Here is a 26,832-nt window from a genome sequence, read left to right as displayed (position 1 = left end):
ATCGCGGCCTTTTGTGACGGCGCCGTGACGTAGCCACGCCTCAACTCCGTTCCATTTTCTTCCTGACGAGGTCCTTGCCGATCGGCCGCACGGGTTCGCTCCGTAGCACCAGCGAGGTCGTCACAGCGCCAAAACCGGCGATGCGATCCACGATGGTCTCGAGATCCTCCGGCGCCGGAACGAGCACCTTGAGCACGAAACAGTCATCGCCCGTGACGCGATAGACTTCGATGATGTGAGGGATTTCGCTGAACCGCTTGAGGCAGGTCTTGATGTGCTCGTGCGAGGTGCGCAGGCGCACCAGCGCCATCAGGCCGAGCCCGAGAGCGCGCGGGTTGATGCGGGCGCCATAGCCCTCGATGATGCCGGCTTCCTCGAGCCGCTTGACGCGTTCGGACACGGCCGGCTGGGACAGCCCGACGGAACGGCCGAGCTCGGACAACGGTACGCGCGCATTGGCCTGCAGCGCCTCGAGGATCTTCAAATCCTTGGCATCGATGCTCCCGAAGCGATCCAAACTCAATTCTCCGTTCCACCTTGAGATCATCGGCAGATGGTCGATTTCGCCGATGACTTGCCATGTGATGCAGGACCGCGATCGGTCACACTGCGGTCAACTCAGATATCACGGGACGTTCATGCACGACATCATCACATTGCCCGGGCTCGGCGGCTCCGGAGATACCCACTGGCAGACGCTATGGGAGCGCGCTGACGCGCGCTTCACGCGATTCCAGCCGGCGAGCTGGGACCAGCCGGAGCTCGACGACTGGGAGCAAGCCCTGGAGCACGTGGTCGCGCGCTGCGCCAGGCCGCCCCTCCTGGTCGCACACAGCCTCGCCTGCCTTTTGGTGGCGCACTGGGCCGCGCGCTTCCCTTCCGCGATTGCGGGCGCCTTTCTGGTCGCCGTGCCCGATCCTGATGGCGGCCATTTTCCCGCGGAGGCCGCAGCGTTCAAGCCGGTCCCCGGCCGCGCGTTGCGCTTTCCCGCGCTGATCATCGCGAGCACGAATGATCCATATGGAGCCGTCGAAGTGACACGGCGGCGGGCGCAGGACTGGCAGTCCGGCCTGATCGTGCCGGGCGCGCTCGGCCACATCAATGCCGCGAGCGGGCTCGGCGACTGGCCGCAAGGACGCGCGTTGCTGGATGCTTTCCGGGCGGGCCTTCCGAGGTGATGGCGAAACAGACGGCGCCCGTCAGCGCGCTCCCTTGCCCATCGCCCTCGCCGCGAGGGAGGCGAGCTTCGGATAGCGCCGAAGGCCCTGCGCGGCGTGATCGCGCCAGGCGAAGGGCAGACCGCGCCAGGACAGCGCGACGCTGACATCGGTCAGCGGCACCCTCTCGGCGCCGAGGCGCCGCTTGTAGTCCTGATTGCCGATGCTGAGGTCGAAACGGCGCAGGCCTTGCGCATGCAGCGCCGCCAGGGTGCGCTCGGTGACGAGCAGACCCGGCGAGCAGCTCGACCATTGATCGCCGCCATGGCTGATGCGCAGCAGGACATAGGTCGCGCCATGCTTGACGCCGAGCGCGGTGGCGACAATGCCTTCCTCGCACACCAGTGCCGAGACCATGGCATGACCTCCCGCGAGGCCCCGGCGGACGACCTCGCGATAGAATCGCGCATGGGTCTCGTCGTTGAGAACGAACCGCGAGCCGAGCTTTTGCATGCGTGCCTGCTGCTGGAGATCCATCACGTCCAACAGCTCGTGCGCACGCCCGACATCGGCGGCGATCTCGAACCGCGCACCGGCAAGACGGCTGAAGACCCGCCAGCAGCGCGGCATCTGCAGGCGCTTGATCGCGGCCTGATAGCCGCCATAGTCGTCGCCCATCAACACGAGATTGCCGTTGAGCGAGGAGGATCCGATCCGGCCGAGCGATACCAGCGGGTTCGGCTTGCCGCCGACCTCCGCCGGCATCTTCTTCAGGCGGAGCAGATCGAAACGGTCGGGCAGCGCGCGCAACGCGCCGATCAGCGCTGTGTTGATCGCGTCCGCCGTTCCCGCGTCCAACGCGGCATCGAGCGCCAGGATCGGTGCGTTGTTGTCGGAGACGCCGAGGTCCGCGAACTCGACGATGCGGATGCCGCGCCTGACATGGCTGATCATCGGCACGACTGCGATGTCCTTGCCGGTGGCAGCATCGGAGATCACGGCGATCAGTGGCGCGACGTCGTGAAACGACTCGTACCAGGCGCCGAGCCAGTTAGCATGCTGGAAGGCGGTGCGGTGCCCGGCGCTCAGGCGCGAGGCCGCGTGCCGCCAGTCACGCAGGAAATCGACCGCGATGGCCGACGCGCTGGACGCAAGATCATCGGGCTGATCAACGCTGAGGAAGGTCATGCGCGGGGCTCGGTCTGCTCGATGCATTGGAACCTCGCCAGGAAGTGCAGGCCGGCCGCCGCCAGCGCGAACATGAACCAGATCGGATTCTGTCGTTCGAGCAGGAAGGTCTCGGTGGCACCGTAGTACAGGCCGAACAGCCACACGGTCAGGAACAGCTTGGCCAGTGCGCCACTGCGGCTGTGAGCCTGCGCCGTCTGGAAATTGCGGAGCGGGGCGAGCACGAAGATGAGGATCACCAGCAGCAGCCCCGGCAGACCGATCGTGACCGCGAGATCGAGGTAGCTATTGTGGCTGTGCGCCGCCGATGTCGCCCATTCGGCTCCTTCCGCGGTGGCCCGCGCACTCACGTCGTCCCAGAACGCAGAATAGCCGTGGCCGATGATCGGCTTCTCCGCGACGGCCGCGAGCGCGAAGTCCCAGATCGCGGAGCGTCCGGTGAAGGTGGGATCGAGCGGAAGCAGCCGTGTCATCGCCGCCAGCACCGGACTGACGACACTGCCGACGGTCAACAGGTTCATCGCAACCAGCGGCACGAAGCAGATGAGCCGCTTCAGCCACAGGCTTGGCGTGACATAGACCAGCGAAGCGAGCACGTAGATCGCAAGGCACAGCACCGAGGACGTCTTGCCGCCGGTGAAGATCAGGAAGGTGCCGGCCAGCACGGCGATCACAGGCCCCATCACGAACGAGCCGACGGCGGACAGGTAGATGCCGACATAGACCAGGATGGTCATCACGGCGGAGGCGATATTCTTGTGGCCAAAGCTGCCGCGCCAGTCGCCGGCAAGCTGCGGCTCGGTGACGTCGAGCGCCGTGTGGACCGCATATTGCGGCGCGAGGAAGACGCCGAGATAGCACAGCGCGAGCAGCACGAGCGCGGCGCCGCCCAGGCAAAGGTTGAAGCTGCGCCGCGTCGGCGGCAGCAACGGCAACACGATGGCGAGCGACGTCACGCTAACCGTGAGCACGAATCGCTGCATCGAAACGCCGCGGCTTTCGGAGAACACGATGTTGATCACAAGCCAGACCAGCAGGCAGAGATGCAGCGGCGTCACCAGGCTCTTCAGCGCGAGCGCATCGGTGGCAGCGACACACAGGATAGCGACCGCAGCCAGCAGGCCCCAGGCGATATAGGTCAGCGCCATTCGTCCGCCGACGATCATGGTGACGTCGGGATTGCGCAGGTCCGGGAATGGATCGAGTGTCACCAGCACCAGCAGCAGCGCCCCGACCGCGACGAGGCAGCGCGCCACCTGCACGGCATCGAGCCCTGCGAGGCGATCACGCAGGATATGGCCGAACGATCGGGCCTCGACATCGGTCATGTTGGCGGCACTGCGGTCCATGGCTCAAGACATTCGGTAACGCCAGTGAAGCTTGGGGTCGCGGCTCAACCCTTCCGAGGCTTCGTCAACGGGTCTTGCGGAGGTCTGCGACATCGCGGGCTGCCGCATGATGCTCCGCGCGATCTCGTAATATTGCAGCGCCCGTTGCTCCAGCGTGAGATTGTCCAGGATGTAGCCGCGCGGATCGAACGCGCCCGCGGTGCACCCGGCCCAGAAATTGTCCCAGCCCGTCTCGAAGCCGGCGATGTCGGTGAACTTGACCCCGCAGCGTTCGTCCCAGTACGGCACCGACGACACCGGCGCGAACTGCACGCGATGCGGATAATAGTCGGGGTCGCGCCATGGCCCGCCCGGATCCCAGGCAAACACCGGCACGCCGCAGGACAAGGCCTGCTGATAGGCGATGCCCTGGCTCTCGCTTTGGCACAGGAAGATCATCGCGCGCGAACGCGCGAGCGCCGCCTGAAAATCGGCTTCCTTGTAGCTGCCGTAGCGCAGCTCCGTGAACGAGCGGCCTTCCTTGACGAGCCGGGCGCGCACGGGCTCAATCATCTCCGACGCGTAGCGCTCGCGGTCCCAGTGGACCTTGTCGTAGATCAAGACATCGACGGTCTTTTGCGCTCGAGCCGACGGCGCCCAGAGATTCGTGTCGATGCCGACAGGCCAGGCCTCGGTCTCGGGCCAATATGGCCGGTACATATCGACGTACCAGGGACCGGGCACCACGACCTTCTTCACCGGCAGACGCTTGAATAGATCAGGGTCGTCGAGCGGATGATTGTGGACGGCTGCGCCGAGCAGGATCGGGTTCTTCCATAGGAACTTGTCGAGCAGGAACGTGCGCCCGACGATACAGGCAAGCTCGTCGGGATGTTCCGCGATGTAACCGTAATCGTTGACGCGGTAGCGGATGCCGAGCCGGTCGAGCCCCGAACAGAGATTGAGGAACACGCGCAGCTGGCCACTCATGCGCGGCTCGCCGAGCAACAACCGGCGGGCGATTCGACGCAGATGCCGGTCGCCCGGAAACCAGCGGTCATCCTTGTCCTCGTAAAAGAGGTTCAGGATCATCGTATCGGGGGCGTGTTCGAACCTGTTTGCGGGCACGGGATTCCATCCGCGGCATTCCGATGCGTATTCTCGCACGGGACAGGCCGCCGCACTCTTCCAAATTTGCCACAGGCTTAATGCCAGCGGCTTAACGTTATTCTACGAAACCGGCGGCACACGAGCCTTCTCGGCAACCGCTCGAGCGCAATGCGAGTATCATGCGCGCACGCTGGACTTGTAGATCGCGCGCGTTACCAGCGCGGCACATGGGTCCTGGTTAACGGATCATTAAAGGCGAGCCGTAGCTTGATCACCGCCGAAGAGGTTCTCGAACTGCCAGCCGCCTCCCCCGCGGCAGCGCCCGCGCGCTTGCCGCTTCAGGTCGGATCGAGCGCATCGGTATCGGTCGTCATTCCCGCCAAGAACGTTGCGGCCTATGTCGGCGAAACGCTTGCCAGCGCACTGGCGCAGCGCGAGGTCACCGAGGTGATCGTCGTGGACGACGGCTCGGACGACGAAACCGTTGCGATCGTCCGCGGCATGCGTGACCCGCGGCTGCACTTGTTCCACAACGATTCCGCGGGCGTATCGGCCGCACGCAATCTCGGCGCAAGACAGGCAAGCGGCGAGTGGCTGCTCTTCCTCGATGCCGACGACCGCCTGCGCCCCGGCGCGGTAGCGGCGCTGCTCGCTGCAGCGCGTAGCGCGCCGCGCGCCGTTCTCGTCTATGGCGATTACAACACCATCGACAGCGAAGGCCGCCAGATCGGCCGGCGCGGCCTCTTGAAGGGGCGCCGGAAGCCGTCCGGAGACGTCCTGACGCGGCTCGCCGCCGGCAATTTCATCGTCAATGGCGGCATCGCGCTCGCACGCGCGGAAGCTTTCCGTGCCATCGGCGGCTTCGATACGTCCCTCAAATATTGCGAGGACTGGCATTGCTGGTGCCGCCTCGCTGCCATCGGGGAGTTCGCGTTCGCGCCAGAGCTGCTGCTCGACTATCGTCTTCACACCACCAACACCATGAACGCCGCGGTCCGGACGCCGAAGGACTTCTTCCCGGCCATCGCGCGGGTGTTCGATGACGGATTGATCCTAGCGAGATTGCCCGAGCACATGACAGCCGGGCTGCGCCTTGCCGCCGAGATTCATCTCGTCACCTACTCGGCGATGCAAGCGGTCCGCTTCGGCAGGTATCGCCAGGCGTTCGCTTATGTCGCGATGATCGGCCGGCAGTCGCTCAAATCGCTGCCACGCTCGGCAATCCGGGTCGCCCTCGCCCGTTTCGGTATCTAATCCTCGCCGCGTCAGGACGCGATCTTCGAGGCCTCGTAAGGCTTCGGCTCGAGGCCGAGGGCCGCCAGGGCGGCGCCAAACGCAACCATCACGGGATGCATCGCGACGACGGCTTTCGACGACGGCAACAAGGCGGCGCCGCGAAGCAGCGACAGCGGCAAGCGGCCCAGCATCTGCGCAAACACCCGCGCCCGCGCTGCTGCGCTCGGGGCGGCTTTGTACTGCACACGATAATTGATCGCGCCGATGCGCAAGCCGCGCTTTGCGATCCAGCCGAGGCTGGTGCGGCTACGCGGCACGGTCTCGGTGATGACGGCCTCCGCCGTCCAGTGGAACAGCATACCGGCGTCACGGCACCGCACGAAGAAATCGCAATCGCCGCCGCCAAGAAAATTGAAGCGCAGGTCGAACGCGGGACGGTCGAACCGCTCGAAGGCGGCCCGCGTGATCAGGCAATTGCCGCAGCCGTAGATCAGCGGCACCGCACCGCTGTAGTCGTAGGCGGGACAGAAGGCGGGATGACGCGAAAGCCAGGGCTTGCTGTCGTCGTCGAAGACCGGCAGCACCGGCCCGCCAACCACTTCGGCGCCGGTCGCCTCCGCGGTGCGGACCATCAGTTCGAGCCAGTCGCTTGATGCGATCTCGTCGTCGTCGATCATCAGGAAACGGGTGGCGGCGGGAAACAGCTGCTGCGCCGTCTCGAAGGCAGCATTGATCGCCTGGCAATTTCCCTGTCGCTTCTCGATCAGGCAGACGCCCTGAAGCCTCCCATCGGCCAAGAACTCCGCGGCAACCGGCGCGCTTTCGCGCCGCACCGCATCGTTCTCGACCATGACGACGGCAAAGGAACGCGGGGTGCGCTGGTTCGCGAGCGACTCCAGCGTCAGGCGCAGGTGTTGCGGACGACGGAAGCATGGAACGCAGACGACGATGCCGACCGACAGGTCGATGACGCGAGAGCTCGCCACGATCTCCCGGTTGGGATCGCGCACGGCATCCGCGATCCGGGCCGCAGACAGGTCTGTCGGGATCAATGTCATGAGATCTAGATGTCCGAGATGTATTGAAGAATCCCTGCTTCGATCGCGCGTCCCACGACGGCACATCGCCGCGGGACAGATGCGTTTCAAAATGAACGGCTGCCGCGCGGCACATAGCCACCAAGTTCGCCGCGCGTCGTGCTGCAATTGGCGGTCCATGCGCCGACAACGCTCCAACATGAACAATACCGTAGTTAATGCGCATGCGCATTAACCGGGCCGTAAGCACTGCGACCGGTGAGACGGTGCGGCATCGGATTTGCTCTTCGGGCAGGCGCATTTTTTCCTGTAAATTTGAATAGAACAAGCGCGGTCAGAATCCATGAACAAGCCAGCCCCGATCGATTTCGCGACAGCCACGGCGATCCAATTCCCCGCGGCTGCACCATATGCCGAGGCGCTCCATGATCTCGTTCCGGGCGAAGCCCGCGACAGCCTGCTCGCCGTCCACGACGTGCTGTGCCGCGAGCTCCCGCAGGGCCGCCTCGCGATCTATGAGGCGGGCGGCGGCTCGTGCAGCGTTCTGCCACCGGAATTGCTGAGCCGCAGCAAGGTCACCGTGGTCGACATCGACGAGGACCAGGTCCGCAATAACACCTACGCCGACGAGGCGATCCTCGGCGACGTCCAGACCTACAGCTTCGCCCGCGAGACCTTCGATCTCGTGATCTGCTACAACGTGATCGAGCACTTGCCCCATGTCGACGCCGCGCTCTTGAACTTCCGCGATGCGCTGAGGCGCGGCGGGATGATCCTGATCGGCGCGCCGAATCCGCGCTCGCTCTCCGGGTTCGTCACCAAATATTCGCCGCACTGGTTTCACGTCTGGTTCTACCGGCACATCCGCGGCATCAAGGACGCCGGCCTGCCGGGCGAGCCGCCGTTCCCGACGTTCTTCCATCCCTTGGTGACGTTGCCGCGGCTGGAAGCATTCGCGGCCGCCAACGGCCTTGAGATGATCTATCGTCGTGAGGTCGAGAGTCCGCGCTATCCCGAGATGCGCCGGCGCAAGCCGCTGTTTGCGGCCCTGGTCGACGCCGGGGCCGCGGTGCTCAACGCCGTGCTGCCGCGCGGCACCGACGTCCGCCGCGGCGACTATCACGTCATCCTTCGGAGGATCTGACGGCGATGGCACGTGCGCGGCCCATCAACGGACGAACGACGGCTCGCGGCCATGCTGCGCGCGGTAACGAACCGTTAAGGAGCGGGTATCGCGAGGTTCACAGGAAGGCGCCGAGGGATGGCATGCGCTTAAACGCTTTGTTTGCCATTTCGGTGAATAGTCCCTCAATGAGTATGGTTAATTTTCCCTGTTGCGTTGATTGGGCACCTATATCCCGGGTGCGTGGCGTAAAGCGAAGAGTAACCCCTCAGCCCGCGGCACTTGGAATGAAAGCTGGGGATCATGCTTGATTATAGCCAGCCGATCGATCGAGCCAGACCGGAGGCCGCGCAACGGAAGCCTCAGGCCGGCTTCAACGTGCTGGAGCTCGCCAATCTGCTCTGGCGGCGGAAGGTCGCGATCGCCGCGGCCGCCCTGCTCGGTGCGGCGCTTGCCGTCACGATCGGCAAGAGCGTGACGCCCCGCTACACCGCCACCGCTCAGCTCTATGTCGACCCGCGCGAGCTTCAGCTCGTCGACCGCGAGCTCACGCCCCGGGCCCAGGACGTCACCGGCATGGCCATGGTGGTGGAGAGTCAGGCGCGCCTGATCACCTCCAACAGCGTGCTGCTCCAGGTGATCCAGCAGGCCGGCCTCGACAAGGATCCGGAATTCGGAGGCGGCGAGGCTGGGAGCCTGATGTCGTCGCTGCTCGGCCTGATCGGCCTGCAACCGCGCGCGCCCTCCGCTGCGGAGAAGAGGGAAGTGGAGCTCGCGGCGCTCGATGCGTTGAACAAGCACATCGCGATCCGCAAAACCGAGAAGAGCTTCATCGTCGACATCGAGGTCTGGTCGACGGATCCCGCCAAGGCGGCGATGCTCGCCAACACGCTGACCAATGCCTATCTCTCCGAATCCCGCAAGTCGCAGGCTTCGGCGGCACGGCGCGCCACCAACGATCTCTCCAGCCGTCTGAAGGAGCTGCGCGACCGGCTGCGTAACGCCGAGACCGCGCTGGCGACCTACAAGGCCCAGAACAATTTCGTCGGCACCCAGGATGCGCTGATCAGCGATCAGCAGCTCTCCGCCAGCAACCAGCGGCTTTCCGCGGCCCGCGCGGCGACGATGGACGCGCAGGCGCGGCTCGACCAGATCGAGGCGAGCCGCCGCACCGCTGCCGATGCCGGCGCGATTCCGGAGGCGCTGCAATCGCCGACCATTGCGAATTTGCGCGCGCAATATGCCGACGCCCGGAAGAAATATGCGGAGCAGGCCGGTGAGCTCGGGCCGCGCCATCCGGCGCTGCGCCAGACCGAGAAGCAGGTCGAGGACCTCAAGCGCACCATCAACGAGGAGATCGACCGCTTCGCCCAGTCCGCCAAGAACGATCTGACGCGCGCCCGCGACTTCGAGGCCTCGCTGAACCGCGCGCTGGAAGCGCAGAAGCGGCAGAGCGTCCAGCTCAGCCAGGCCGCCGTGCGCCTGCGCGAGCTCGAGCGCGAAGCCGATGCCAGCCGCGACGTCTATCAGTCCTTTCTCAAGCGCTCCCGCGAGACCGAGGAGCAGGAGAGCCTGAACACCTCGGCCGCCCGCGTCATCGGCGAGGCGACGGTGCCGCAGCGGCGCTCGTTCCCGCCAGCCATGAGCCTGTTCGCCATGATCGGCTTCATCTTCGGGGCGATCGCGGCGTCGAGCTGGTTCGTCGTGGCAGATTTGCTTTTCGCCGGTGCAGCCGCGCCCGCGACGCCGACACCCGCCCGGCGTGAGCGCTCGCCGGCGCCGCAGGCGTCCCGAGCACCGGAGCTCCCGCGCGCTGCGGAGGTTGCTCAGCCGCGCCAGGCCCCGCGCGCTCCTGAAGCTGCGCCGTCGATGCCGGAACTTGCCGCGCCCCCGCTGCAGCCTTCGATGGTCGAGCAGCCAATGATCGAGAAGCCGCTGATCGCACGCTTCCAGGAGGCCGACGTCATCCATACGCTCGGCGCCATACTTCCCACCGGCGGCGGCGTCGATCTCACGCGGCTGGGTTGGCCGACGCTGCGCCCCGGCTTTCCCATGACGAGCTTGCTCAACGCCTGGCGCGACATGCGCGCCGCGGTAACGCGGCGCGCCGGCGGCAAGGCGATCCCGGTCGTCGCGCTCGTCGGCACCGGCAAGACCAGCGGCCGCAGCGTGGCCGCGCTGAACTTCGCGCTGGCGGCCGCACGCGACGGCGCCCGCGTGCTGATGATCGATGCCGACCATCAGGCGCGCTCGCTCACGAACAGGGTCATCCGTCCAGGCAAGAGCGAGCCGAGCAGGCTCGGCTGGCTCTCGATCGGCAGCAAGGACGCGCGCGAGATCAAGACGGTCAACGGCATCTCGGTGCTGCCGGCCGCCGACGGCGACGCCGGCAAAGCCGCCGATGCCATCCACAAGGCGATTGTGCAGGCCCATTCCGCGGGCGGCTATGATCTCGTGATCCTCGACGGCCCGGCCATTCCGCTCGCGGCCGGCGGCCGCAAGCTGCTTGAGGACGTCGACTCGCTGGTGGCCGTGCTGCCGACCAGCCTCGACATCAACGACAGCCTGGAAGAGATCCTAGCCGCGCTCGGCCCGGCCGAGCGCAAGCTCGTCGGCGTCGTGCTCGACGAGCTCACCCCTGCAATGCAAACGCGCCAGCGAGGCAGACAATATGCTTGAGCGCCGCGTCAACCTCGACGGACGGGCAGCAACTGCCGAGGTGCCGAGAATCACCGTCGGCGGACTTCGCATGGCCGCGATCGACCTGGAAGAGACCGCCGATTTCATGATCGAGGCGACGAATCCCGACCATCGCATCGGCCGTCCGCTGTTCCTGACCTCGGCCAATGGCGAGGTGCTGGCGCGCTGCTCGACCGAGCCGCAGACCGAGCAGCTGTTCCGTGCCGCCGATTTGATCAACGCCGACGGACAGCCGCTGGTCGCCGCTTCAAAGCTGCAATCCTGGTTCCCGCTGCCGGAGCGCGTCGCAACCACGGACCTGTTCCACGTCGTCGCGCGCAAGGCCGAAGCCGCCGGCCGCACCTTCTACATGTTCGGCGCAAGCGAGGCCGAGAACGCCGCGGCGGTCGCGAACGTCCAGAAAATGTATCCACATCTCAAGATCGTCGGGCACAGCCACGGCTATCTGCGCGGCGAGGCGCTGCGTGCCAAGGTCGAGGAGATCAACGCCCTGGCACCGGACTATCTGTGGGTCGCGCTCGGTGTGCCCAACGAACAGGCATTCGTGAAGGAATTCACGCCGCATCTGACCAATGTTGGCGTCATCAAGACATCCGGCGGATTGTTCAACTTCTTGTCAGGCAGTCGTTCCCGCGCGCCGCAATGGATGCAGAAGATCGGGCTCGAATGGGCCTGGCGCACCTTGCTCGAGCCGCGCCGTCTGCTCTGGCGTTATTTGACCACCAACCCCCGCGCGCTCTATCTTCTCTTCAGCCGCAACCGGCCCCTCCGTTAAGAGAAGAGCAGAATACGACATGACCGACCGACCGACCGTCCTCGTCACCGGGGGCGCTGGCTATATTGGCTCGCATGCCTGCCGTGCATTGTCCGCCGCCGGCTATCAGCCCGTCGTTTATGACAATCTCTCGACAGGTCATCGCAGCTTCGTATCGGGCCCGCTGGTGACGGGCGATCTGCTCGACGGCACGGCGCTGGCGCGCGCCTTCGCCGACCACAAGATCACGGCGGTGATGCATTTCGCGGCGGCGAGCCTCGTCGGGGAATCCATGTCCGACCCGCAGAAATATTACATCAACAACGTCCAGGGCACGCTGTCGCTGCTGCAGGCGATGCGCAACGCGGGCTGCCATCGCATCGTGTTCTCCTCGACCGGCGCCGTCTACGGCAACGCCGATTCCAAGGCGCTGCCGGAAGACTTTCCTTGCGCGCCGATCAATCCTTACGGCGCGTCGAAATTGATGATCGAGCGCATGCTCGCCGACTACCGCACGGCCTATGGCTTCGGCGCGTTCTGCCTGCGCTATTTCAACGCCAGCGGCGCCGATCCGGCCGGCGGCATCGGCGAGCTGCGCGACAACGAAACCCACCTCATTCCCCGCGCGATGATGGCGCTTCAGGGCCATGTCGAGTTCGCGGTGTTCGGCGACGATTACGACACGCCCGACGGCACCGCGATCCGCGACTACATCCATGTCACGGACCTTGCGGCGGCGCATGTGGCGGCCTTGAGGCTCTTGGAGCAAGGCCATGCCGGCGGCAGCTTCAATCTCGGCACCGGCTCCGGCTTTTCCGTGCGCGAGATCCTCGACGCCATCAGGCAGGAGACCGGGCGCGAGGTGCCGCACACGATCAAGCCGCGCCGCGCCGGCGATCCCACCTTTCTGGTCGCCGATCCCTCTGCTGCAAGAACGGTGCTGAACTTCGTGCCGCGTCACTCCGACCTGCCGACGATCGTCCGCACGGCCTGGGCCTGGCATCAGAAGGCGCATCCGTTCAGGCCGCGTTAGGCAATCGCGGCTCCAATCGCTTGCTTGCCGTGCCCTGCAGCGGCTAGAATGAACCATCGCGGCTGCGCCGGCACATTGCCGGCAGCCGCACGTTCCGCATTGCCGACGACGACGTCGGCCTGCATGGTTCGGCTCGCTTGCACGAGCCGATTTTTCCGAACGACGTGACGATCAAGTCAGCGTGTCGACCCGTCGTCGGACGCGATTCTGGGAGCATCGACCACATGCATCAGGCTGTCCGCCTGGAATTCGAGCGCGTGATGGAGGAGTTCGTCCGCTGGCATGTGGTGCCGCAGGACGAGCGTTCGCCCGCGCCCGCCTGGTGGTGGGGGCCCGCGATGGCCGTGGTCGACGACCAGGAGCCGATGAGCGCAACAAGCTGCTGCGCGTTGAACGTGAGCGAAGGGACGAGCTTCGCCGAGGGCGCGCGCGCCATTCTCGCGCTGTTCACCGAGCAGACGTCACTGACCGGTCCCCAGGACTTTCCGAGCAAGACCGAGGGGGAAGAGCACGAGGTGCGCGAGCTGCACCCGCAGCCGTCAGACGACGGCGCGTTTCAGCCCTGAGGCTGCGTCTTCGCCGGCCGCTTCCGGCTGGAGCGGCGGCGCGACGGGCAGCGCCATGGGCCGCAGCAGCTCGCCCATCTGCCGCGCCGGCAGCGGCTTGGAGATCAGGAAGCCCTGCATCTCGTCGCAGCCATGGGCGCGCAGGAACGCCTCCTGCTCGGCATTCTCGACGCCTTCGGCGACGACGGTCATGCCGAGGGCCTTGCCCATGCTGATGATCGCCTGCGCGATGGCCTGATCCTCCGAATCCTGCGGCAGGTCGCGCACGAAGGAGCGGTCGATCTTGATCGTGTCGATCGGGAAGTGCTTCATCAGCGACATCGACGAATAGCCGGTGCCGAAATCGTCGATGGCGAGACGGATGCCGCGGCTCTGGATGGAGTCGAGCACCTTGAGCGCGCGGCCGACATTGCGCATCATCATGCTCTCGGTGACCTCGAGCTGGAGCAGCACCGGCGACATGCCGGAGGCCGCCAGCGCCTCGTCGACGTCCTGCAACAGATGCTCGTCGGCAAACTGCCGCGGCGACAGGTTGACCGCCATCGACAGCGGCAGCAGGCCGCGGCGCTGCCAGGCCATGGCCTGCGCGCAGGCCTCTTCCAGCACCCAGCGGCCGATCGGCACGATCAGCCCGGTTTCCTCCGCAAGCGGAATGAACTGTGCCGGCGAGACGTTGCCGAGATCAGGATGCGCCCAGCGCAGTAGCGCCTCGACGCCCGTGATCTGACCCGTCGCCATGTCCACCTTGGGCTGGTAGTTGAGCGAGAACTGCTCGCGCTCCAGCGCGCGGCGCAGCGCGCTCTCCAGCGACAGCCGCTCGATCGACTGCGTCTTCACCTCGTTGGAGAAGAAGCGATAGCCGTTCTTGCCGTCCTCCTTGGCGAGATACATCGCCATGTCGGCGTTCTTGGTCAGCGTCTGGGCGTCGGAGCCGTTGGCCGGATACATCGCGATGCCGATCGAGGCGGTGGAATGGCACTCGTGGCCGGCCAGCTGCATGGGCTCGGCGAGCGCGGCGAGCAGCCCGGTGGCGATGCGCTGGACGTCCTCGATCTCGCCGCACTGGTCGAGGATCACTACGAACTCGTCGCCGCCGAGCCGCGCGACCACGTCGCTCGCCCGCAGGGCGCCGCGCAGACGGTTCGCCACCTCGAGCAGGAGCAGGTCGCCCGCCTCGTGACCCAGCGAATCGTTGATGACCTTGAAGCGGTCGAGGTCGATGAACAGCACCGCAAAGCGGTGATCGTGGCGTTGCGCCGCATCGATCGCCTCGCGCAGCAGGGCGTTGAAGGTCTCGCGGTTCGGCAGATCGGTCAGGCTGTCGTGCGAGGCGAGGTATTCGATGCGCTCGTCGGCCTTGTTCTTCTCGTCGGCGCGATCGAAATTCTCCATCGCGAAGGAGACGTTGTCGGCGAGGCGCTGCAGCAGGTCGACGAATTCGGGCGTGAAGGTCGCCGGTTCGGTGGACATGTAGATCATGACGCCGACCGCGTGGTCATGCGCGATCAGCGGAAACGCGGCCCCCGACCGCGCGCCGTCGCCGCGCACGATGGCGTGGAAGGCGCTCACGCGGCCGTCGTTGAGATAGTCGTTGCTGATGCAGGGCTGGCGCGTGCGGAACGCCGTGCCGCTCATCCCACGTCCTTCGGGCCGCTCCGGATCGACGGAGAGCCGCACATTACGGGTGGTGTCGGCGGACGGGCCCGCGCTCGCTACGATTTCCAGCCGATCACTGCCGGCCCTTGCCAGCGCGATCGTGGTCGAGGTGAACTTGGCGCCGTTCGACGCCGCAAGGCAGACGAGGTCGAACAGCTCGGCCCGCGACTTCGCGCGCATGATCGCCTCGTTGGTCGCGCTCAGGGCCGCGAACATGCGCGTCAGGCGCTCCTTCTGCGCTTCGGTGCGGGCCTTCTCCTCGGCGCGCTCGAAATTGTCGAGTGCGAAGGAGACGTTCTCCGCGAGCCGCCCGAGCAGTTCGACCAGATCGGGCGTGAACGTATTCTCTTCCGGTGCGAGGAAGAGCAGAATGCCGACCGGTTCCCGTCCCGCTCTCAGAAGCGGGAAGCTCGCCGCAGCCCGCGTTCCATCCTCGATGGCCTGCGCGCGCCAATATGCGGAGCGCGGCTCGTTCAGATAATCGTTCATCACACTGGGCCGGCACGTCCGCAGCGAAGTGCCGATGATGCCCTGGCCTTCGGGATGATCGGCGGAAATGATGCAGGTACGCCCGCTCATGCGCTCCTGCAAGCGTCCCTTGACGGCAACGACGCGGACGAGCTCGCGTGCCTCGTCGATGATGCCGATCGTCGCCGAGGCGAACAGGTCGCCGAGCACGGCCGCCTGACAGGCCGCCTCGAACAACTCCTCGCGCGTCTTGGCGCGCATGATGGCTTCATTGGTCGCGCTCAGCGCCTCGAACATTCCGCTCAGACGATTGCGCTGCTTGTCCGCCCGCGCCTTCTCGTCGGCGCGGTCGAAACTTTCGAGCGCGAAGGCGACGTTGGCCTGAAGCTTGCGCAGCAGCTCGACGAGCTCCGGCGTGAAGGTGCCGCGCTCCGGGGAGTTGAACAGAAAGACGCCCTCGACCCGGTCGCCGTTGAACAGCGGCAAGGCCGCAGAGGATGCGATGCCGGTGCGGCGGGCGCTGGCCTGCCAGGGCGCAATGCGGTCGTCGGCGAGCACGTCGTTGCTGACGGCGGGCTGGCGCGTGCGAAACGCGGTGCCGGTCAAGCCGCGCCCTTCGGGCACCTGGTCGGAGGTGGAGAACGTGAAGCTGCGAACCTGATCCGCATTCGGGCCGTAGCAGGCGACGACGCGCAGCAGCCCGGTCCGATCGTCGACCAGCGCGACGGTGGCTGAGGTGAACTTTGCTCCCGTTGCGGTCGCCTCGCAGACGAGGTCGAACAGCTCAGCCCGCGACCGTGCCCGCAGGATCGCCTCGTTGGTGGCGCTGAGCGCTGCATACATGCGCGCCAGGCACTCTTCTTCGGCGGAGATCCGGGCTTTCTCGGCCTCGCGGCCGAAATTCTCGATCGCGAAGGAGACGTTCTCGGCCATGCGCAGCAGCAGCGCGACGATCTCCTCGTCTTTGGCCCAGGACCGGCTGATGAAGAACAGCAGCACGCCGACGCTCTCGCCGTGCCTGATCAACGGCGCGACCACGCAGGCGGCGACGCCGGTGTTGACGTTGGCCTGCTCCCACGGCGTGCCCCTGGTGCGGCTGGCGAGATCGTCCTCGACAATGGCCTTCTGCGTCCGGAACACCTCGCCCGAGATACCCTTGCCGTAAGGATTGTCCGGATCGACCGAATAGCGTGCCTGGGTGACGAGATCGAGGTTCTGCCCGGTGGCGGCGACAGGCTTCATCCAGTGCGAGTCCGGCTCGCGAAGCAGCACGATGGTCGCCAGCGACTTGCCGCTGTGGACCGAAGCGTCGCACACGAGCTGGTATAGCTCCCGCTCGGTCTTGGCGCGCAGGATGGCTTCGTTGGTGGCGCTGATGGCGCCGAACATGCGGTTGAGCCGCCGCGTCGCCCGCTCGCTGGTCTGCCGCGCGGTCTCACGGGCGAAATTGTCCAGCGCGTAGGAAATGTTCGCCGACATGCGCTCGAACAGTGACACCATCTGCTCGTTCAGCGAGTTGGCCTCGCTCCGCGTCACATACAATACGCCGACGCTCTTGCCATTGCAGAGCAGCGGCAGCGCCGCGGCCGCACCGATATGCGCCTTGGCGGCGCCTTCGCGCCACGCCAGCGAGCGCGGATCGTTCAGATAGTCGTTGCTGACGCACAGCTTCTGATCGCGAAACGCCTCGCCGCCGACGCCGGCTCCTTCTGGCGTGCCGGCTTCCGTCGTGATCACGATCGAGCGGAGCCGCGCAACGTCATCGCCACAACCGGCCGCGTAGCGCAGCCTTCGGCCGTCCGGCTCGACCAGGAAAACGGCAACGGCCAGAAAATCCCCGCTCGAAAACCCGGCGTCGCAGACCTTCTGGTACAGTTCCTCCGGCGATCTCGCGTACAGGATCGCTTCATTGATGGCGCTCAACGCCGCAAAGGTGCGCGCGAGTGTCGTCGGCACGATCTCAGCTCCCAGGCATTTCTGCCTATTTATCCCGGGACCTTTATGCGCGGCGATCGCCTAAGTGGTCGTTATTGCGCGGCGCAAACCGTCGATCAAAGTGAACGAGTTGCGAACGAGCGCGACAAAACTGACCGGAATACCGCTGCGACGCCGAACCGCCTACGAATGGCATGTTCAGTTACCACTTTGCAGCCTGTGTTGGTTTACGGGAGGTTGATATCGCGGTGCCGTAGCACCTCCTTCAAAACGGCAGCGCCACGCTGGTCTTGATCTCCTTCAGCACCACGTTGCTGCGGACGTAACGGATGCCGGGGATGCGGAACATGAACTCGTCGAGGAAGCGGTTGTAGGCCGCCATGTCCTGCACGACGACGCGCAAATGATAATCGGCGTCCCCGGTGGTCGCAAAACACTCCAGCACCTCGCGGCGCTTCGTGACCCTCGCCACGAATTCATCGACGAACTTCGCATCGTGCCGCTCCAGCGAGACGTGGAGGATGGCGGACATCGCAAAGCCTGCCCGTTCGCGCGCGACCAGCGCCGCATAGCCCTGGATGACGCCGCTCTCCTCCAGCGCCCGCACCCGCCGCCAGCAGGCCGAGGTGGACATGCCGACCCCGTCGGCGAGTTGCTGGTTGGTGGCGCGGCCATCTCGCTGGAGATGGGCGAGAATGCGGGTATCCTGCTCTTCGATCATGGGAGGCTCCAGTTCGAGCAGATCTACCAGATTGCGCGCCTGCATGCAAAATTGTACCGAATTTCCGTAACAGAAGGGATAAATAGGTAAGACCTACCAGCGGCCCGGGCATAACTTTCCATCACTGGGCAGGATGCCGCGCGAGGTCCGCCATGGACGCCATTCCGTCACTCGACACCTACGAGCTCTCCGATCGTTATGAACGCGAGGAGGGCCGCGTCTTCCTCACGGGCACGCAGGCCATCGTCCGCATCGCACTCGACCAGGCGCGACGAGACCGTGCGGCCGGGCTCAACACCGCCGGCTTCATCTCCGGCTATCGCGGCTCGCCGCTCGGTGGCATCGATCTCGAGCTCTGGCGCATCCAGCAGCGGCTCAAGCAGGACCGCATCGAATTCCTTCCCGCCGTGAACGAGGACCTCGCGGCGACAGCTGTACTCGGCTCGCAACAGGTCGAGACGCAAGGCGACCGCGAGGTCGATGGCGTGTTCGGGCTCTGGTACGGCAAGGGCCCGGGCGTCGATCGGTCCGGCGATGCGCTCAAGCACGGCAACGCCTATGGCTCCTCGCCGCATGGCGGCGTGCTGGTGGTCGCCGGCGACGACCATGGCTGCGTCTCCTCCTCGATGCCGCACCAGTCCGACGTCGCCTTCATGAGCTGGTTCATGCCGACGTTGCACCCCTCGGACGTCGGCGAATATCTGGCGTTCGGCGAATATGGCTACGCGCTGAGCCGCTTCTCCGGCATGTGGGTCGGCTTCAAGGCGATCTCCGAGATCGTGGAATCAGGCGCATCCGTCGCGCTGCGCCCGCCGCGCCTCTTCCGCACGCCAGACTTCACGCCGCCGCCCGGCGGCCTGCACTATCGCTGGCCCGATTTGCCGGGCCCGCAGATCGAGGAACGGCTGGAAGCCAAGAAGCACGCCGTCTACGCCTTTGCCAAGGCCAATCCGATCGACCGCCACATCTACGATATCCCCAACGCCACCTACGGCATCGTCACCACCGGCAAGGCGCATCTCGACCTGATGGAAGCCCTGCGGCTGATGGGCCTCGATGAAGCCGCCTGCCGCCGCCTCGGCATCGACGTCTACAAGGTCGGCATGGTCTGGCCGCTGGCGCTGCACGACGCGATGGAGTTCGTGAAGGGCAAGCGCGAGATCCTGGTGGTCGAGGAGAAGCGCGGCATCATCGAGAGCCAGTTCAAGGAATATTTTTACGATTATCCCGGCAGCAAGCCCGAGCGCATGGTCGGCAAGCACGACGAAACCGGCGCACGGCTGATCTCCTGGATCGGCGAATTGTCGCCTCGCGCGCTCGCGAACGTGCTCGCGCGCCGGCTCGATCCGATGTTTCCGGGTCTCAATCTCGCCGCGCGCGCGGCCGCCCTGATGCCGGAAGCCGCGCGCACGATCAATGTCAGCGGCGCGACGCGCACGCCCTATTTCTGCTCGGGATGTCCGCACAACACCTCGACCAAAGTGCCGGAAGGATCGAAGGCGCTCGCCGGCATCGGCTGTCACTTCATGGCGAGCTGGATGGACCGCGAGACCTCCTCGCTGATCCAGATGGGCGGCGAGGGCGTGAACTGGGCTGCTTCATCGCGATTTACCGGCCGCAAGCACGTGTTCCAGAATCTCGGCGAAGGCACCTATTATCACTCCGGCTCGATGGCGATCCGGCAGGCGATCGCGGCCAAGGCCAACATCACCTATAAGGTCCTGTTCAACGACGCGGTCGCCATGACCGGCGGCCAGCCGGTCGATGGGCCCGTCAGCGTCCATGCCATCGCCCACAGCGTCCGCGCCGAAGGTGTCGAGCGCATCGCCCTGGTGTCGGACGATCCCGCGCAATTCAGGCCGGCCGACCTGCCATCCGGCGTGACCATCCATCCGCGTGAGGAGATGGATGCCGTGCAGCGCGAGCTGCGCGAGGTGCCCGGCGTCTCGGTGCTGATCTACCAGCAGACCTGCGCCACCGAGAAGCGGCGCCGGCGCAAGCGCGGGCAGATGGCCGATCCCAAGCGCTTCGCCTACATCAACGACCTCGTCTGCGAAGGCTGCGGCGACTGCTCGGTCGAATCCAACTGCCTCAGCGTCGAGCCGAAGGAGACGCCGTTCGGCCGCAAGCGGCAGATCAATCTGTCGGCCTGCAACAAGGATTTTTCCTGCCTCAACGGCTTCTGCCCGAGCTTTGTCACGGTCGAAGGCGCGACGCGGCGGACGAAGAGCGCGAGCCATATCGACGCGGCCGACCGCGCCGCCACACTACCCCTGCCCGCGCCCGCAACGCTCGAGCGGCCCTACGATCTCTTGGTGACCGGCGTCGGCGGCACCGGCGTGATCACCGTCGGCGCGCTGATCGGCATGGCCGCGCATCTGGAACGCCGCGGCGTTTCGGTGCTCGACTTCACGGGCTTTGCGCAGAAATTCGGGCCTGTGCTGAGCTACATTCGCCTGGCCGCGAGCCCTGAGGCGCTGCACCAGGTCCGCATCGACCAGGGCGCGGCCGATGCGCTGATCGGCTGCGACCTCGTCGTCAGCTCCTCGCCCAAGGCCTCAGGCACATATCGCCGCGGCACCCGTGCCGCCGTCAACACCGCGGAAATGCCGACCGGCGACGTGGTCCGCTTCCGCGACGCCGATCTCGCTGCGCCAAGCCGCCTGCGCGCAATCGGTCAGGTCATCGGCGAGCACAATCTCGACACGTTCAGTGCCAATGCGCTGGCCGAGCGCCTGCTCGGCGATGCCGTCTACGCCAACATCATCATGCTGGGCTTTGCCTGGCAGCGCGGTCTCGTCCCTGTTTCGCTGCAGGCGCTGCTCCGCGCGATCGAGCTCAACGGCGTCGCGGTCGAGCGCAACAAGCAGGCCTTTGCCTGGGGCCGGATCGCCGCTGCCGATCCGGATTTTCTGCCGACCTCGGACAAGGCACCTGAAGCCGAGACGCTCGACCAGATCATTGCCCGGCGCGCCGAGTTCCTCACGACCTATCAGGACGACGCCTACGCGGCGCGCTACCGGGCGATGGTCGGAAAGGTCCGCAATGCCGAGGCCAAGCTGAACAGTGAGGCGCTGACGGAGGCGGTCGCTCGCGGCCTGTTCAAGCTGATGGCCTACAAGGACGAGTACGAGGTGGCGCGGCTCCACATGCGAAGCGGCTTTCTCGACGAGCTGAAGCGTGAATTCGAGGACGGCTTCAGCATCCAGTACCACCTCGCCCCGCCGTTCCTGAAGTCGCGGCGCGATGCACGGGGACGTCCGCGCAAACGCGCCTTCGGCCAGTGGATTCAGGTGCCTCTGGCCATGCTCGCGCGCTTGAAAGCACTGCGCGGAACGCCTTTCGATCCGTTCGGCTACACCGCGGAACGGCGCGCGGAGCGTGAATTGATCGCCTGGTATGAAGGCCTGATCGAGCGGATGCTGGGCGAGCTCGATGCGGCGCATCTGCCAAATCTCGTGGCGATCGCCAAAGGCCCGATGGATATCCGCGGCTATGGCCCGGTGAAGGACATCGCGATTTTGAAGGTGAAGGCCGACGTCGAGCGGCTGCTCGCCGAACTGGACACGCCATCGCCGGCAAGGATGCACGCCACCGGTTGACGCGGCGCCGCGGACGCTTCAGCCTCTGCTCCTTAAGGGACGCTCTGATGGCCTCCTGCGATCGGGTGATGCATCATGGATTTCGACCAGTTGACACTGACCGAGGCCGCGGCCGGCCTCGCCGCCGGGACATTCACGAGCACCGCACTCACCCGGGAAGCCCTGGCCCGCGCCAAGGCCAACGCCGAACTCAATGTCTTTGTCACCCTGGACGAAGCCGGCGCCTTGAAGGCCGCGGCCGCGTTCGACGCGGCAGGCGAAAAGACAAAGCCGCTCGGCGGCGTACCCATCGTGATCAAGGACAATATCGAGGTCGCGGGACTGCCCTGTAGTGCCGGCACACCGGCGCTGAAGGATTACATTCCGAAGGCCGACGCGCCTGTCGTGACAAAGCTGCGCGATGCCGGGGCGGTCATCATCGGCAAGACCAGCATGCACGAGCTCGCCTTCGGCATCTCCGGCTACAACACCGCGTTCAAGACCGGCGCCGAGTACGGCGTGCGCAACGCCTATGATCGCACTTTGATCGCCGGCGGCTCCTCGTCAGGCACGGGCGCGGCGATCGGCGCACGGATCGTCGCCGGCGGGCTCGGCACGGACACCGGCGGATCGGTGCGGGTGCCTGCCGCCCTGAACGGATGCGCCTCGCTGCGCCCGACGGTCGGCCGCTACCCGCAAGACGGCATCGCACCGATCTCGCACACCCGCGATACCGCAGGCCCGATGGCTGCGACCATAGCGGATGTCGCGCTGCTCGACCGCGTCATCGCCGGTGGCGATGCGCTTGCGCCGGCGGATCTGACGCAGGTCCGCGTCGGCCTCGCGAGATCGATGCTGGCCAATCTCGATGCCGACACCGAGGCCGCGTTCCAGGAAGCCGTCGCGAAAATGAAGGTGCAAGGCGTCACGGTCGTCGGGATCGAGATGCCGCAACTGGCAGAGCTCGACGCCCAGGTCAGCTTTCCCGTCGCGCTGTACGAGGCCTATGACGATCTGGTCGCCTATCTCAGGCACACCGGCACCGGCCTCTCCATCGCGGCACTGGCGGAGCAGATCGCCAGCGCCGATGTGAAGGGCACCTATGACGGCTTGGTGATCCCGCGCAAGCTGCCTGGTCCCGACGGCACCCTGGTCGACGCCAAGCCGATCTACGACGCCGCGATCGAGATTGCGCGCCCCGCGCTGCAGGCGCTGTACGCCGGGAGCTTTGCCGACAACCGGCTCGATGCGATCGCCTTCCCGACCACGCCGCGCGTCGCCATTCCCTCCAATCCGGAGTCCAGCAGCCTCGAGAATTTCGGCCTGTTCATTCAGAACACGGACCCAGGCAGCAATGCCGGGATTCCCGGCATCCAGATCCCGATCGCGCTCGGCGCCAGCAGCAGATTGCCGATCGGGCTTGAGCTCGATGGCCCCGCCGGCAGCGATCCCCGCCTGCTCGCGATCGGCATGGCGCTCGAGGCTGCGTTCGGGCGCTTGCCGCCACCGGCTCGCTGACGGACTCCCTCCGGAAATGCTGGAAGGTGGCGCCTCGTTCGTTCGACCGGCTGGACAAGGCGGGGAGGTCCGATCCCTTTCATCGTGGTATTTCGATGGGGGTGGGGGTACCTTCCTTATCGCTGTCGAATACGATCAGGACCCGCAGTCCGGCGGAAGTCGCGCCCAACGGCAGCAGTCCCTCCGGCTTTCGCTTTGGATCGAACGGGAGTTCCTTCAATAGCCGTACGGTCTCGGACGCTCCGTCCCAAGAATATATTGCGTAGGCTCCCGGCCCGTCCGCAACAGGACCGGCCAGGATGAGGGTGCGATCGCCGAACGCGGCGAGATCGCGTACACCCCTGTTGTCACCGAGCGGAAGTCGGAACAGCCGGTGAGTCGTGCTTTTTCGATCACCGAACAGCGCGTCTATCTCTACCGAGAGGACGACGGCGCGATTGTCGTTCAAGACGGGGCCCCGGAATCCTGCGAGCAACGTCCGATCGTCCTTGATCGCCACGCCCTCGATGGTCAAGCCGTTCTTCTCCAGCCTGATATCCATGAACTCGAGAAGCGCAGGTTCGGCCGCGATGACCTCTCGCAATTGCCCCGTACGCTCGAGGCCCGACGCATTGCCATCTGCCCCCGTCGTGCGGAACCGAACGATCTGGCTGCTTGCGGCAATCCTGGCCCGAATCTTATCGGCATCTTTCTTGGGGTCGAGCTTGTGGTCCTTGTCCCGCGGATGACCATGCGAGCCGATGACGTAATACTGCCGTTTGGAGAAGGCGACGCCCTCGCCATCAAGTTCGAGCGCCTTGCCATTGAACGTGTTGTTGATCAACTTCACGGGGCTGCCGGCGACGAGCTTGCCGTCGGTCAATTCGATGAATTGAGCGCCCTGGAGATTGTCGTCGATAACGAGGCACGAACGGGGAAACCCATCAGCGGTCGTGCAGGCGATGCCGCTGACATCCTTCGACTTGCCTCCGTCCTTGCCGATCAGCTTGTTCTTGACCGGCCACGCATCGTCGGCCGCAGCAGGAGAAGGCTGCACGCCACCCGCCATCACGAGGCCGAGCAGCAAAGTCGCAATCCATCCTGCTCTGGCAATGGTCATCGAAGCCTCCCTAGAGCGGCAGTCGGGCCAGATCAAGCCATCCAGCTCCATCACAGGATGATGCCGCCAATCCCTTGCGAAGCTCTCACGCAAGCGAACGTTGACCGGCTTGCCGCCGGTCGATCCGTCAAACATGGAAGAGCAACAGATGGAAGAGGAGAAGCTAGAAACCTGGCCTGGACGAAACGTCGTATCAAAAAAGGATCGAACCGATTGCCTCGGCCCCAAATACATCATTCATATCTCAGGTTGTATTGTTGCAGACAACTCGGCGTTGTCAACACGCTTTCTGCCGCACGTGGAGCCGGCGGTGAAAGGTCTCATGAATACGGGTTGATCAGCTTCTGCTGCTCGGCGCTGTGGTGCACGAGCAGGTCGATGAAGGTCCTCACTTTCGCCGACAGATGATGACGATGCGGATAGACCGCGTTCATGGAGAGCTCGACCGTCCGATATTCCGGCAACAGGCGCACGAGGCGGCCGGCTTCGAGATCATCCTGAATGAGGAACCCCGCCATCAGGCAGATTGCGGCGCCCTCCAGCGCGACCTCGCGCAGCGCTTCTCCGCTATTGGTGACGAAGCTGCCGGAGACGCGCACCGAGGCCGGCGTGCCCTTACGATCGAGGAAGCGCCATTCGTCGCCGAACGGATAGTTCAAGTGCCGACCACAATTGTGCCCGGTGAGCTCGTCGAGCTTCTGCACCCGGCCGTGCTTCTCGATGTAATCGTGGGAGCAGCACAGCACGTGGCGCCAGGTGGCAAGGCTGCGCACGATCAGGCTTGAATCCGGTGGCTGTGTCATGCGCAGGGCAACGTCATAGCCTTCCTCGATGAGGTCGACCTCGGCCTCGCCCATGCGCAGATCGATCTTGAGCTCCGGATAGGTCGACAGCAGTTTGGCCGCAATCGGCGCGACGAACGGCACCATGTGCGTGGCGACGTGAATGCGCAGCGTGCCGCGCGGCACCGACTGCAATTCGCTCGCGATGTCGTCGGCCTGTTCGATGTCGGCGAGAATCTGGACGCAGCGGTCGTAATAGGCCTTCCCGATCTCGGTCAGATTGACCTTGCGCGTGGTGCGGTGAAGCAGCCGCACCCCGAGCCGGTCTTCCAATGCCTGCACGTGATTGCTCACCATGGTGGTCGACATGTTGAGCTTGCGGGCTGCCGCGGAGAAGCCGCCGGTCTCGACCACCCGGCTGAACACTTCGAGGCTGGTCAATCGATCCATGGCTTTCCTTGACTGGGATGTGCGCCTCAGCAGCAATCGCGCGGCAATCGCGCTGGCGTAGCCGCTCGCCTGACCCGGTAGACATCACGAACCAGGGTGACCGCTCAGATTATCCACCTTGAATGGATAATCCTTCCAGAATCTAGCCGATTATCATCCGGGCCAGCAAGACCGATAGTCTCAGCGAGCCGACAGGAGACTGCAATGTCCGAAATGCCCCGCGCCGAGACCTTCCAGCAAGCCACTGAAATCACGCGCGATTACGCCAAGGCGCCGCCCGCTATGCCAGCCCGGAACAGGGTCCGGCGCGCGGCCTTGGTGCTCGCGCTGCTCGCAGGCACTGCAACCATGGCCTACTACGGACACGATTACTGGACCAACGGCCGCTACCTCGAATCCACCGACGACGCCTATGTGAAGGCGGACTCCACGATCGTCGCGCCGAAGGTCTCCGGCTACATCGCCAAGGTGCTGGTCGGCGACAATGAGAAGGTTCGGGCGGGCCAGCTGCTGGCCAAGATCGACGACCGCGATTTCAAGGCGGCGCTCGATCAGGCGAAAGCCGACGTCGCCGCCGGCGAAGCCTCGGTCCGCAACATCGACGCCCAGCTCGAACTGCAGCAGCCGATCATCGAACAGAGCACCGCCGACGTCGCAGCTGCAGAAGCCAATCTGAAATTCGCGCAGGAGGAGCGCGTCCGCTACGACGACCTCATGAAGTCGGGCTCCGGCACGATCCAGCGCGCGCAGCAGACCGACGCGGCGCTGCGCGCCAGCAGCGCGCAATTGCAGCATGCCAAGTCCGGCCTCGTCGCCGCGCAGCGCAAGGTCGACGTGCTCACCACCCAGCGCGCTCAGGCCACCGCCCAGCTCGAACGCGCCCGCGCGGTCGCGCAGCAGGCGGCGCTGAACCTGTCCTATACCGAGATCACCGCGCCTGTGGACGGCACGGTCGGCGCCCGCAGCTTGCGTGTCGGCCAATACGTGCAGGCCGGCACGCAATTGATGGCGGTGGTGCCGCTCGACGCCGTCTACGTCGTCGCCAATTTCAAGGAGACCCAGCTCACGCATGTGCGGCCGGGCCAGCCGGTCGAGTTGCACGTCGACAGCTTCCGCAACACCACCCTGCGCGGCCATGTCGACAGCCTGTCGCCGGCGAGCGGGCTCGAATTCGCGCTGCTGCCGCCCGACAACGCCACCGGCAATTTCACCAAGATCGTGCAGCGCGTTCCGGTGAAGATCGTCCTCGACGACCACAGCCTCACCGGCTTGCTACGGCCCGGCATGTCCGCGGTACCGACCGTCGACACCAAACAGACGGTGCTGGCCGAGCGCGAGACGGCCAAGCGCCTTGCCGACAATACGTCCCGCGCGAATGGGGGTTGAAGCC

21 protein-coding genes are annotated in these 26,832 nt (G+C 65.4%); 11 read left to right on the top strand and 10 right to left on the bottom strand.

Going from position 1 to position 26,832, the window contains the following annotated elements; translation table 11 throughout:
* Positions 1-40: 40 nt before the first annotated feature.
* Entirely contained in the window at positions 41-517 is a 477-nt protein-coding gene (locus I6F33_RS02110; protein WP_225140912.1) for an Lrp/AsnC family transcriptional regulator, read from the bottom strand.
* Between the two features lie 121 nt (positions 518-638).
* On the opposite strand from I6F33_RS02110, the gene I6F33_RS02105 reads away from it, so the two are divergent.
* Positions 639-1,178 carry an alpha/beta hydrolase gene (locus I6F33_RS02105; RefSeq protein ID WP_225140910.1) on the top strand — a complete coding sequence of 180 codons (540 nt, stop codon included), beginning with the start codon at positions 639-641 and terminating at the stop codon, positions 1,176-1,178.
* A gap of 21 nt (positions 1,179-1,199) precedes the next feature.
* Here the strand turns inward: I6F33_RS02105 and I6F33_RS02100 are convergent, their stop codons facing one another.
* From I6F33_RS02100 to I6F33_RS02090, 3 genes are read right to left on the bottom strand one after another with little or no spacing between them, the layout of a single operon-like run.
* Positions 1,200-2,345 (bottom strand): GNAT family N-acetyltransferase, encoded by a 1,146-nt coding sequence (locus tag I6F33_RS02100; RefSeq protein WP_225140908.1) that lies wholly within the window; start codon positions 2,343-2,345, stop codon positions 1,200-1,202.
* Positions 2,342-3,694, bottom strand: a complete 1,353-nt coding sequence (locus I6F33_RS02095; protein WP_225140906.1) for an O-antigen ligase — start codon at positions 3,692-3,694, stop codon at positions 2,342-2,344. Before I6F33_RS02095 ends, I6F33_RS02100 begins: the two co-directional genes overlap by 4 nt.
* A gap of 3 nt (positions 3,695-3,697) precedes the next feature.
* Entirely contained in the window at positions 3,698-4,801 is a 1,104-nt protein-coding gene (locus I6F33_RS02090; RefSeq protein ID WP_225140904.1) for a glycosyltransferase family 1 protein, read from the bottom strand.
* A gap of 249 nt (positions 4,802-5,050) precedes the next feature.
* On the opposite strand from I6F33_RS02090, the gene I6F33_RS02085 reads away from it, so the two are divergent.
* On the top strand, positions 5,051-6,037 hold the full coding sequence (locus tag I6F33_RS02085; protein WP_225140902.1) for a glycosyltransferase: 987 nt from the start codon (positions 5,051-5,053) through the stop codon (positions 6,035-6,037).
* 11 nt (positions 6,038-6,048) lie between these two features.
* Here I6F33_RS02085 and I6F33_RS02080 read toward each other — a convergent pair whose 3' ends face one another.
* Positions 6,049-7,077, bottom strand: a complete 1,029-nt coding sequence (locus tag I6F33_RS02080; RefSeq protein WP_225140900.1) for a glycosyltransferase family 2 protein — start codon at positions 7,075-7,077, stop codon at positions 6,049-6,051.
* A 322-nt stretch (positions 7,078-7,399) separates the two neighbouring features.
* Between I6F33_RS02080 and I6F33_RS02075 the strand changes: the two genes are divergently transcribed.
* The 4 genes from I6F33_RS02075 to galE all read left to right on the top strand — a co-directional run bounded on the left by I6F33_RS02075 (position 7,400) and on the right by galE (position 12,666).
* Positions 7,400-8,200: a bifunctional 2-polyprenyl-6-hydroxyphenol methylase/3-demethylubiquinol 3-O-methyltransferase UbiG gene (locus tag I6F33_RS02075; protein WP_109142329.1), complete on the top strand. Its 801-nt coding sequence runs from the start codon at positions 7,400-7,402 to the stop codon at positions 8,198-8,200.
* A 282-nt stretch (positions 8,201-8,482) separates the two neighbouring features.
* The gene (locus tag I6F33_RS02070) at positions 8,483-10,858 is read left to right on the top strand and encodes a Wzz/FepE/Etk N-terminal domain-containing protein (protein ID WP_225140898.1); all 2,376 of its coding nucleotides are present in this window, start codon (positions 8,483-8,485) and stop codon (positions 10,856-10,858) included.
* Positions 10,851-11,654: a WecB/TagA/CpsF family glycosyltransferase gene (locus I6F33_RS02065; RefSeq protein ID WP_035997366.1), complete on the top strand. Its 804-nt coding sequence runs from the start codon at positions 10,851-10,853 to the stop codon at positions 11,652-11,654. The genes I6F33_RS02070 and I6F33_RS02065 overlap by 8 nt, the downstream gene beginning before the upstream one ends.
* A 19-nt stretch (positions 11,655-11,673) precedes the next feature.
* The gene (gene galE, locus I6F33_RS02060) at positions 11,674-12,666 is read left to right on the top strand and encodes a UDP-glucose 4-epimerase GalE (RefSeq protein ID WP_225140896.1); all 993 of its coding nucleotides are present in this window, start codon (positions 11,674-11,676) and stop codon (positions 12,664-12,666) included.
* Here galE and I6F33_RS38290 read toward each other — a convergent pair.
* Entirely contained in the window at positions 12,663-12,791 is a 129-nt protein-coding gene (locus I6F33_RS38290; protein ID WP_260344716.1) for a hypothetical protein, read from the bottom strand. The two genes, galE and I6F33_RS38290, sit on opposite strands and share 4 nt — an antisense overlap.
* A gap of 99 nt (positions 12,792-12,890) precedes the next feature.
* On the opposite strand from I6F33_RS38290, the gene I6F33_RS02055 reads away from it, so the two are divergent.
* A complete protein-coding gene (locus I6F33_RS02055; RefSeq protein WP_225140894.1) occupies positions 12,891-13,232 on the top strand; it encodes a hypothetical protein in 342 nt (113 codons plus the stop codon).
* Here I6F33_RS02055 and I6F33_RS02050 read toward each other — a convergent pair.
* Positions 13,206-17,312, bottom strand: a complete 4,107-nt coding sequence (locus tag I6F33_RS02050; protein ID WP_225140892.1) for a GAF domain-containing protein — start codon at positions 17,310-17,312, stop codon at positions 13,206-13,208. The genes I6F33_RS02055 and I6F33_RS02050 overlap by 27 nt on opposite strands.
* A 244-nt stretch (positions 17,313-17,556) precedes the next feature.
* Positions 17,557-18,012, bottom strand: a complete 456-nt coding sequence (locus I6F33_RS02045; protein WP_036021113.1) for an Lrp/AsnC family transcriptional regulator — start codon at positions 18,010-18,012, stop codon at positions 17,557-17,559.
* Between the two features lie 152 nt (positions 18,013-18,164).
* On the opposite strand from I6F33_RS02045, the gene I6F33_RS02040 reads away from it, so the two are divergent.
* The gene (locus I6F33_RS02040) at positions 18,165-21,614 is read left to right on the top strand and encodes an indolepyruvate ferredoxin oxidoreductase family protein (RefSeq protein WP_225140890.1); all 3,450 of its coding nucleotides are present in this window, start codon (positions 18,165-18,167) and stop codon (positions 21,612-21,614) included.
* A gap of 75 nt (positions 21,615-21,689) precedes the next feature.
* Positions 21,690-23,111 (top strand): indoleacetamide hydrolase, encoded by a 1,422-nt coding sequence (gene iaaH / locus I6F33_RS02035; protein WP_225140888.1) that lies wholly within the window; start codon positions 21,690-21,692, stop codon positions 23,109-23,111.
* 79 nt (positions 23,112-23,190) lie between these two features.
* On the opposite strand, the gene I6F33_RS02030 is transcribed toward iaaH, so the two are convergent.
* Positions 23,191-24,210 carry a DUF3616 domain-containing protein gene (locus I6F33_RS02030; protein WP_225140885.1) on the bottom strand — a complete coding sequence of 340 codons (1,020 nt, stop codon included), beginning with the start codon at positions 24,208-24,210 and terminating at the stop codon, positions 23,191-23,193.
* 100 nt (positions 24,211-24,310) lie between these two features.
* Between I6F33_RS02030 and I6F33_RS02025 the strand changes: the two genes are divergently transcribed.
* Positions 24,311-24,547: a hypothetical protein gene (locus I6F33_RS02025; RefSeq protein ID WP_225111562.1), complete on the top strand. Its 237-nt coding sequence runs from the start codon at positions 24,311-24,313 to the stop codon at positions 24,545-24,547.
* Here the strand turns inward: I6F33_RS02025 and I6F33_RS02020 are convergent.
* Positions 24,531-25,442 (bottom strand): LysR family transcriptional regulator, encoded by a 912-nt coding sequence (locus I6F33_RS02020; protein ID WP_035997299.1) that lies wholly within the window; start codon positions 25,440-25,442, stop codon positions 24,531-24,533. The genes I6F33_RS02025 and I6F33_RS02020 overlap by 17 nt on opposite strands.
* A gap of 204 nt (positions 25,443-25,646) precedes the next feature.
* Between I6F33_RS02020 and I6F33_RS02015 the strand changes: the two genes are divergently transcribed.
* The gene (locus I6F33_RS02015) at positions 25,647-26,828 is read left to right on the top strand and encodes an HlyD family secretion protein (protein ID WP_225140883.1); all 1,182 of its coding nucleotides are present in this window, start codon (positions 25,647-25,649) and stop codon (positions 26,826-26,828) included.
* The last annotated feature ends 4 nt before the right edge of the window (positions 26,829-26,832 follow it).

It is taken from the genome of Bradyrhizobium sp. BRP20 (assembly GCF_020194215.1).
In the GTDB taxonomy this organism is placed as follows: domain Bacteria; phylum Pseudomonadota; class Alphaproteobacteria; order Rhizobiales; family Xanthobacteraceae; genus Bradyrhizobium; species Bradyrhizobium yuanmingense.
Note: the sequence above shows the minus strand (reverse complement) of the source record. Positions and strands in the feature narration are given on the sequence as shown.

What these genes read in the sequence shown, in the direction of transcription:
- iaaH (WP_225140888.1), top strand. Translation starts at nt 21,690, where the DNA reads ATGGATTTCGACCAGTTGACACTGACCGAGGCCGCGGCCGGCCTCGCC.
- I6F33_RS02030 (WP_225140885.1), bottom strand. Translation starts at nt 24,210, where the DNA reads ATGACCATTGCCAGAGCAGGATGGATTGCGACTTTGCTGCTCGGCCTC.
- I6F33_RS38290 (WP_260344716.1), bottom strand. Translation starts at nt 12,791, where the DNA reads ATGCAGGCCGACGTCGTCGTCGGCAATGCGGAACGTGCGGCTGCCGGC.
- I6F33_RS02065 (WP_035997366.1), top strand. Translation starts at nt 10,851, where the DNA reads ATGCTTGAGCGCCGCGTCAACCTCGACGGACGGGCAGCAACTGCCGAG.
- I6F33_RS02075 (WP_109142329.1), top strand. Translation starts at nt 7,400, where the DNA reads ATGAACAAGCCAGCCCCGATCGATTTCGCGACAGCCACGGCGATCCAA.
- I6F33_RS02055 (WP_225140894.1), top strand. Translation starts at nt 12,891, where the DNA reads ATGCATCAGGCTGTCCGCCTGGAATTCGAGCGCGTGATGGAGGAGTTC.
- I6F33_RS02105 (WP_225140910.1), top strand. Translation starts at nt 639, where the DNA reads ATGCACGACATCATCACATTGCCCGGGCTCGGCGGCTCCGGAGATACC.
- I6F33_RS02015 (WP_225140883.1), top strand. Translation starts at nt 25,647, where the DNA reads ATGTCCGAAATGCCCCGCGCCGAGACCTTCCAGCAAGCCACTGAAATC.
- I6F33_RS02080 (WP_225140900.1), bottom strand. Translation starts at nt 7,077, where the DNA reads ATGACATTGATCCCGACAGACCTGTCTGCGGCCCGGATCGCGGATGCC.
- I6F33_RS02095 (WP_225140906.1), bottom strand. Translation starts at nt 3,694, where the DNA reads ATGGACCGCAGTGCCGCCAACATGACCGATGTCGAGGCCCGATCGTTC.
- I6F33_RS02100 (WP_225140908.1), bottom strand. Translation starts at nt 2,345, where the DNA reads ATGACCTTCCTCAGCGTTGATCAGCCCGATGATCTTGCGTCCAGCGCG.
- I6F33_RS02070 (WP_225140898.1), top strand. Translation starts at nt 8,483, where the DNA reads ATGCTTGATTATAGCCAGCCGATCGATCGAGCCAGACCGGAGGCCGCG.
- I6F33_RS02040 (WP_225140890.1), top strand. Translation starts at nt 18,165, where the DNA reads ATGGACGCCATTCCGTCACTCGACACCTACGAGCTCTCCGATCGTTAT.
- I6F33_RS02045 (WP_036021113.1), bottom strand. Translation starts at nt 18,012, where the DNA reads ATGATCGAAGAGCAGGATACCCGCATTCTCGCCCATCTCCAGCGAGAT.
- galE (WP_225140896.1), top strand. Translation starts at nt 11,674, where the DNA reads ATGACCGACCGACCGACCGTCCTCGTCACCGGGGGCGCTGGCTATATT.
- I6F33_RS02020 (WP_035997299.1), bottom strand. Translation starts at nt 25,442, where the DNA reads ATGGATCGATTGACCAGCCTCGAAGTGTTCAGCCGGGTGGTCGAGACC.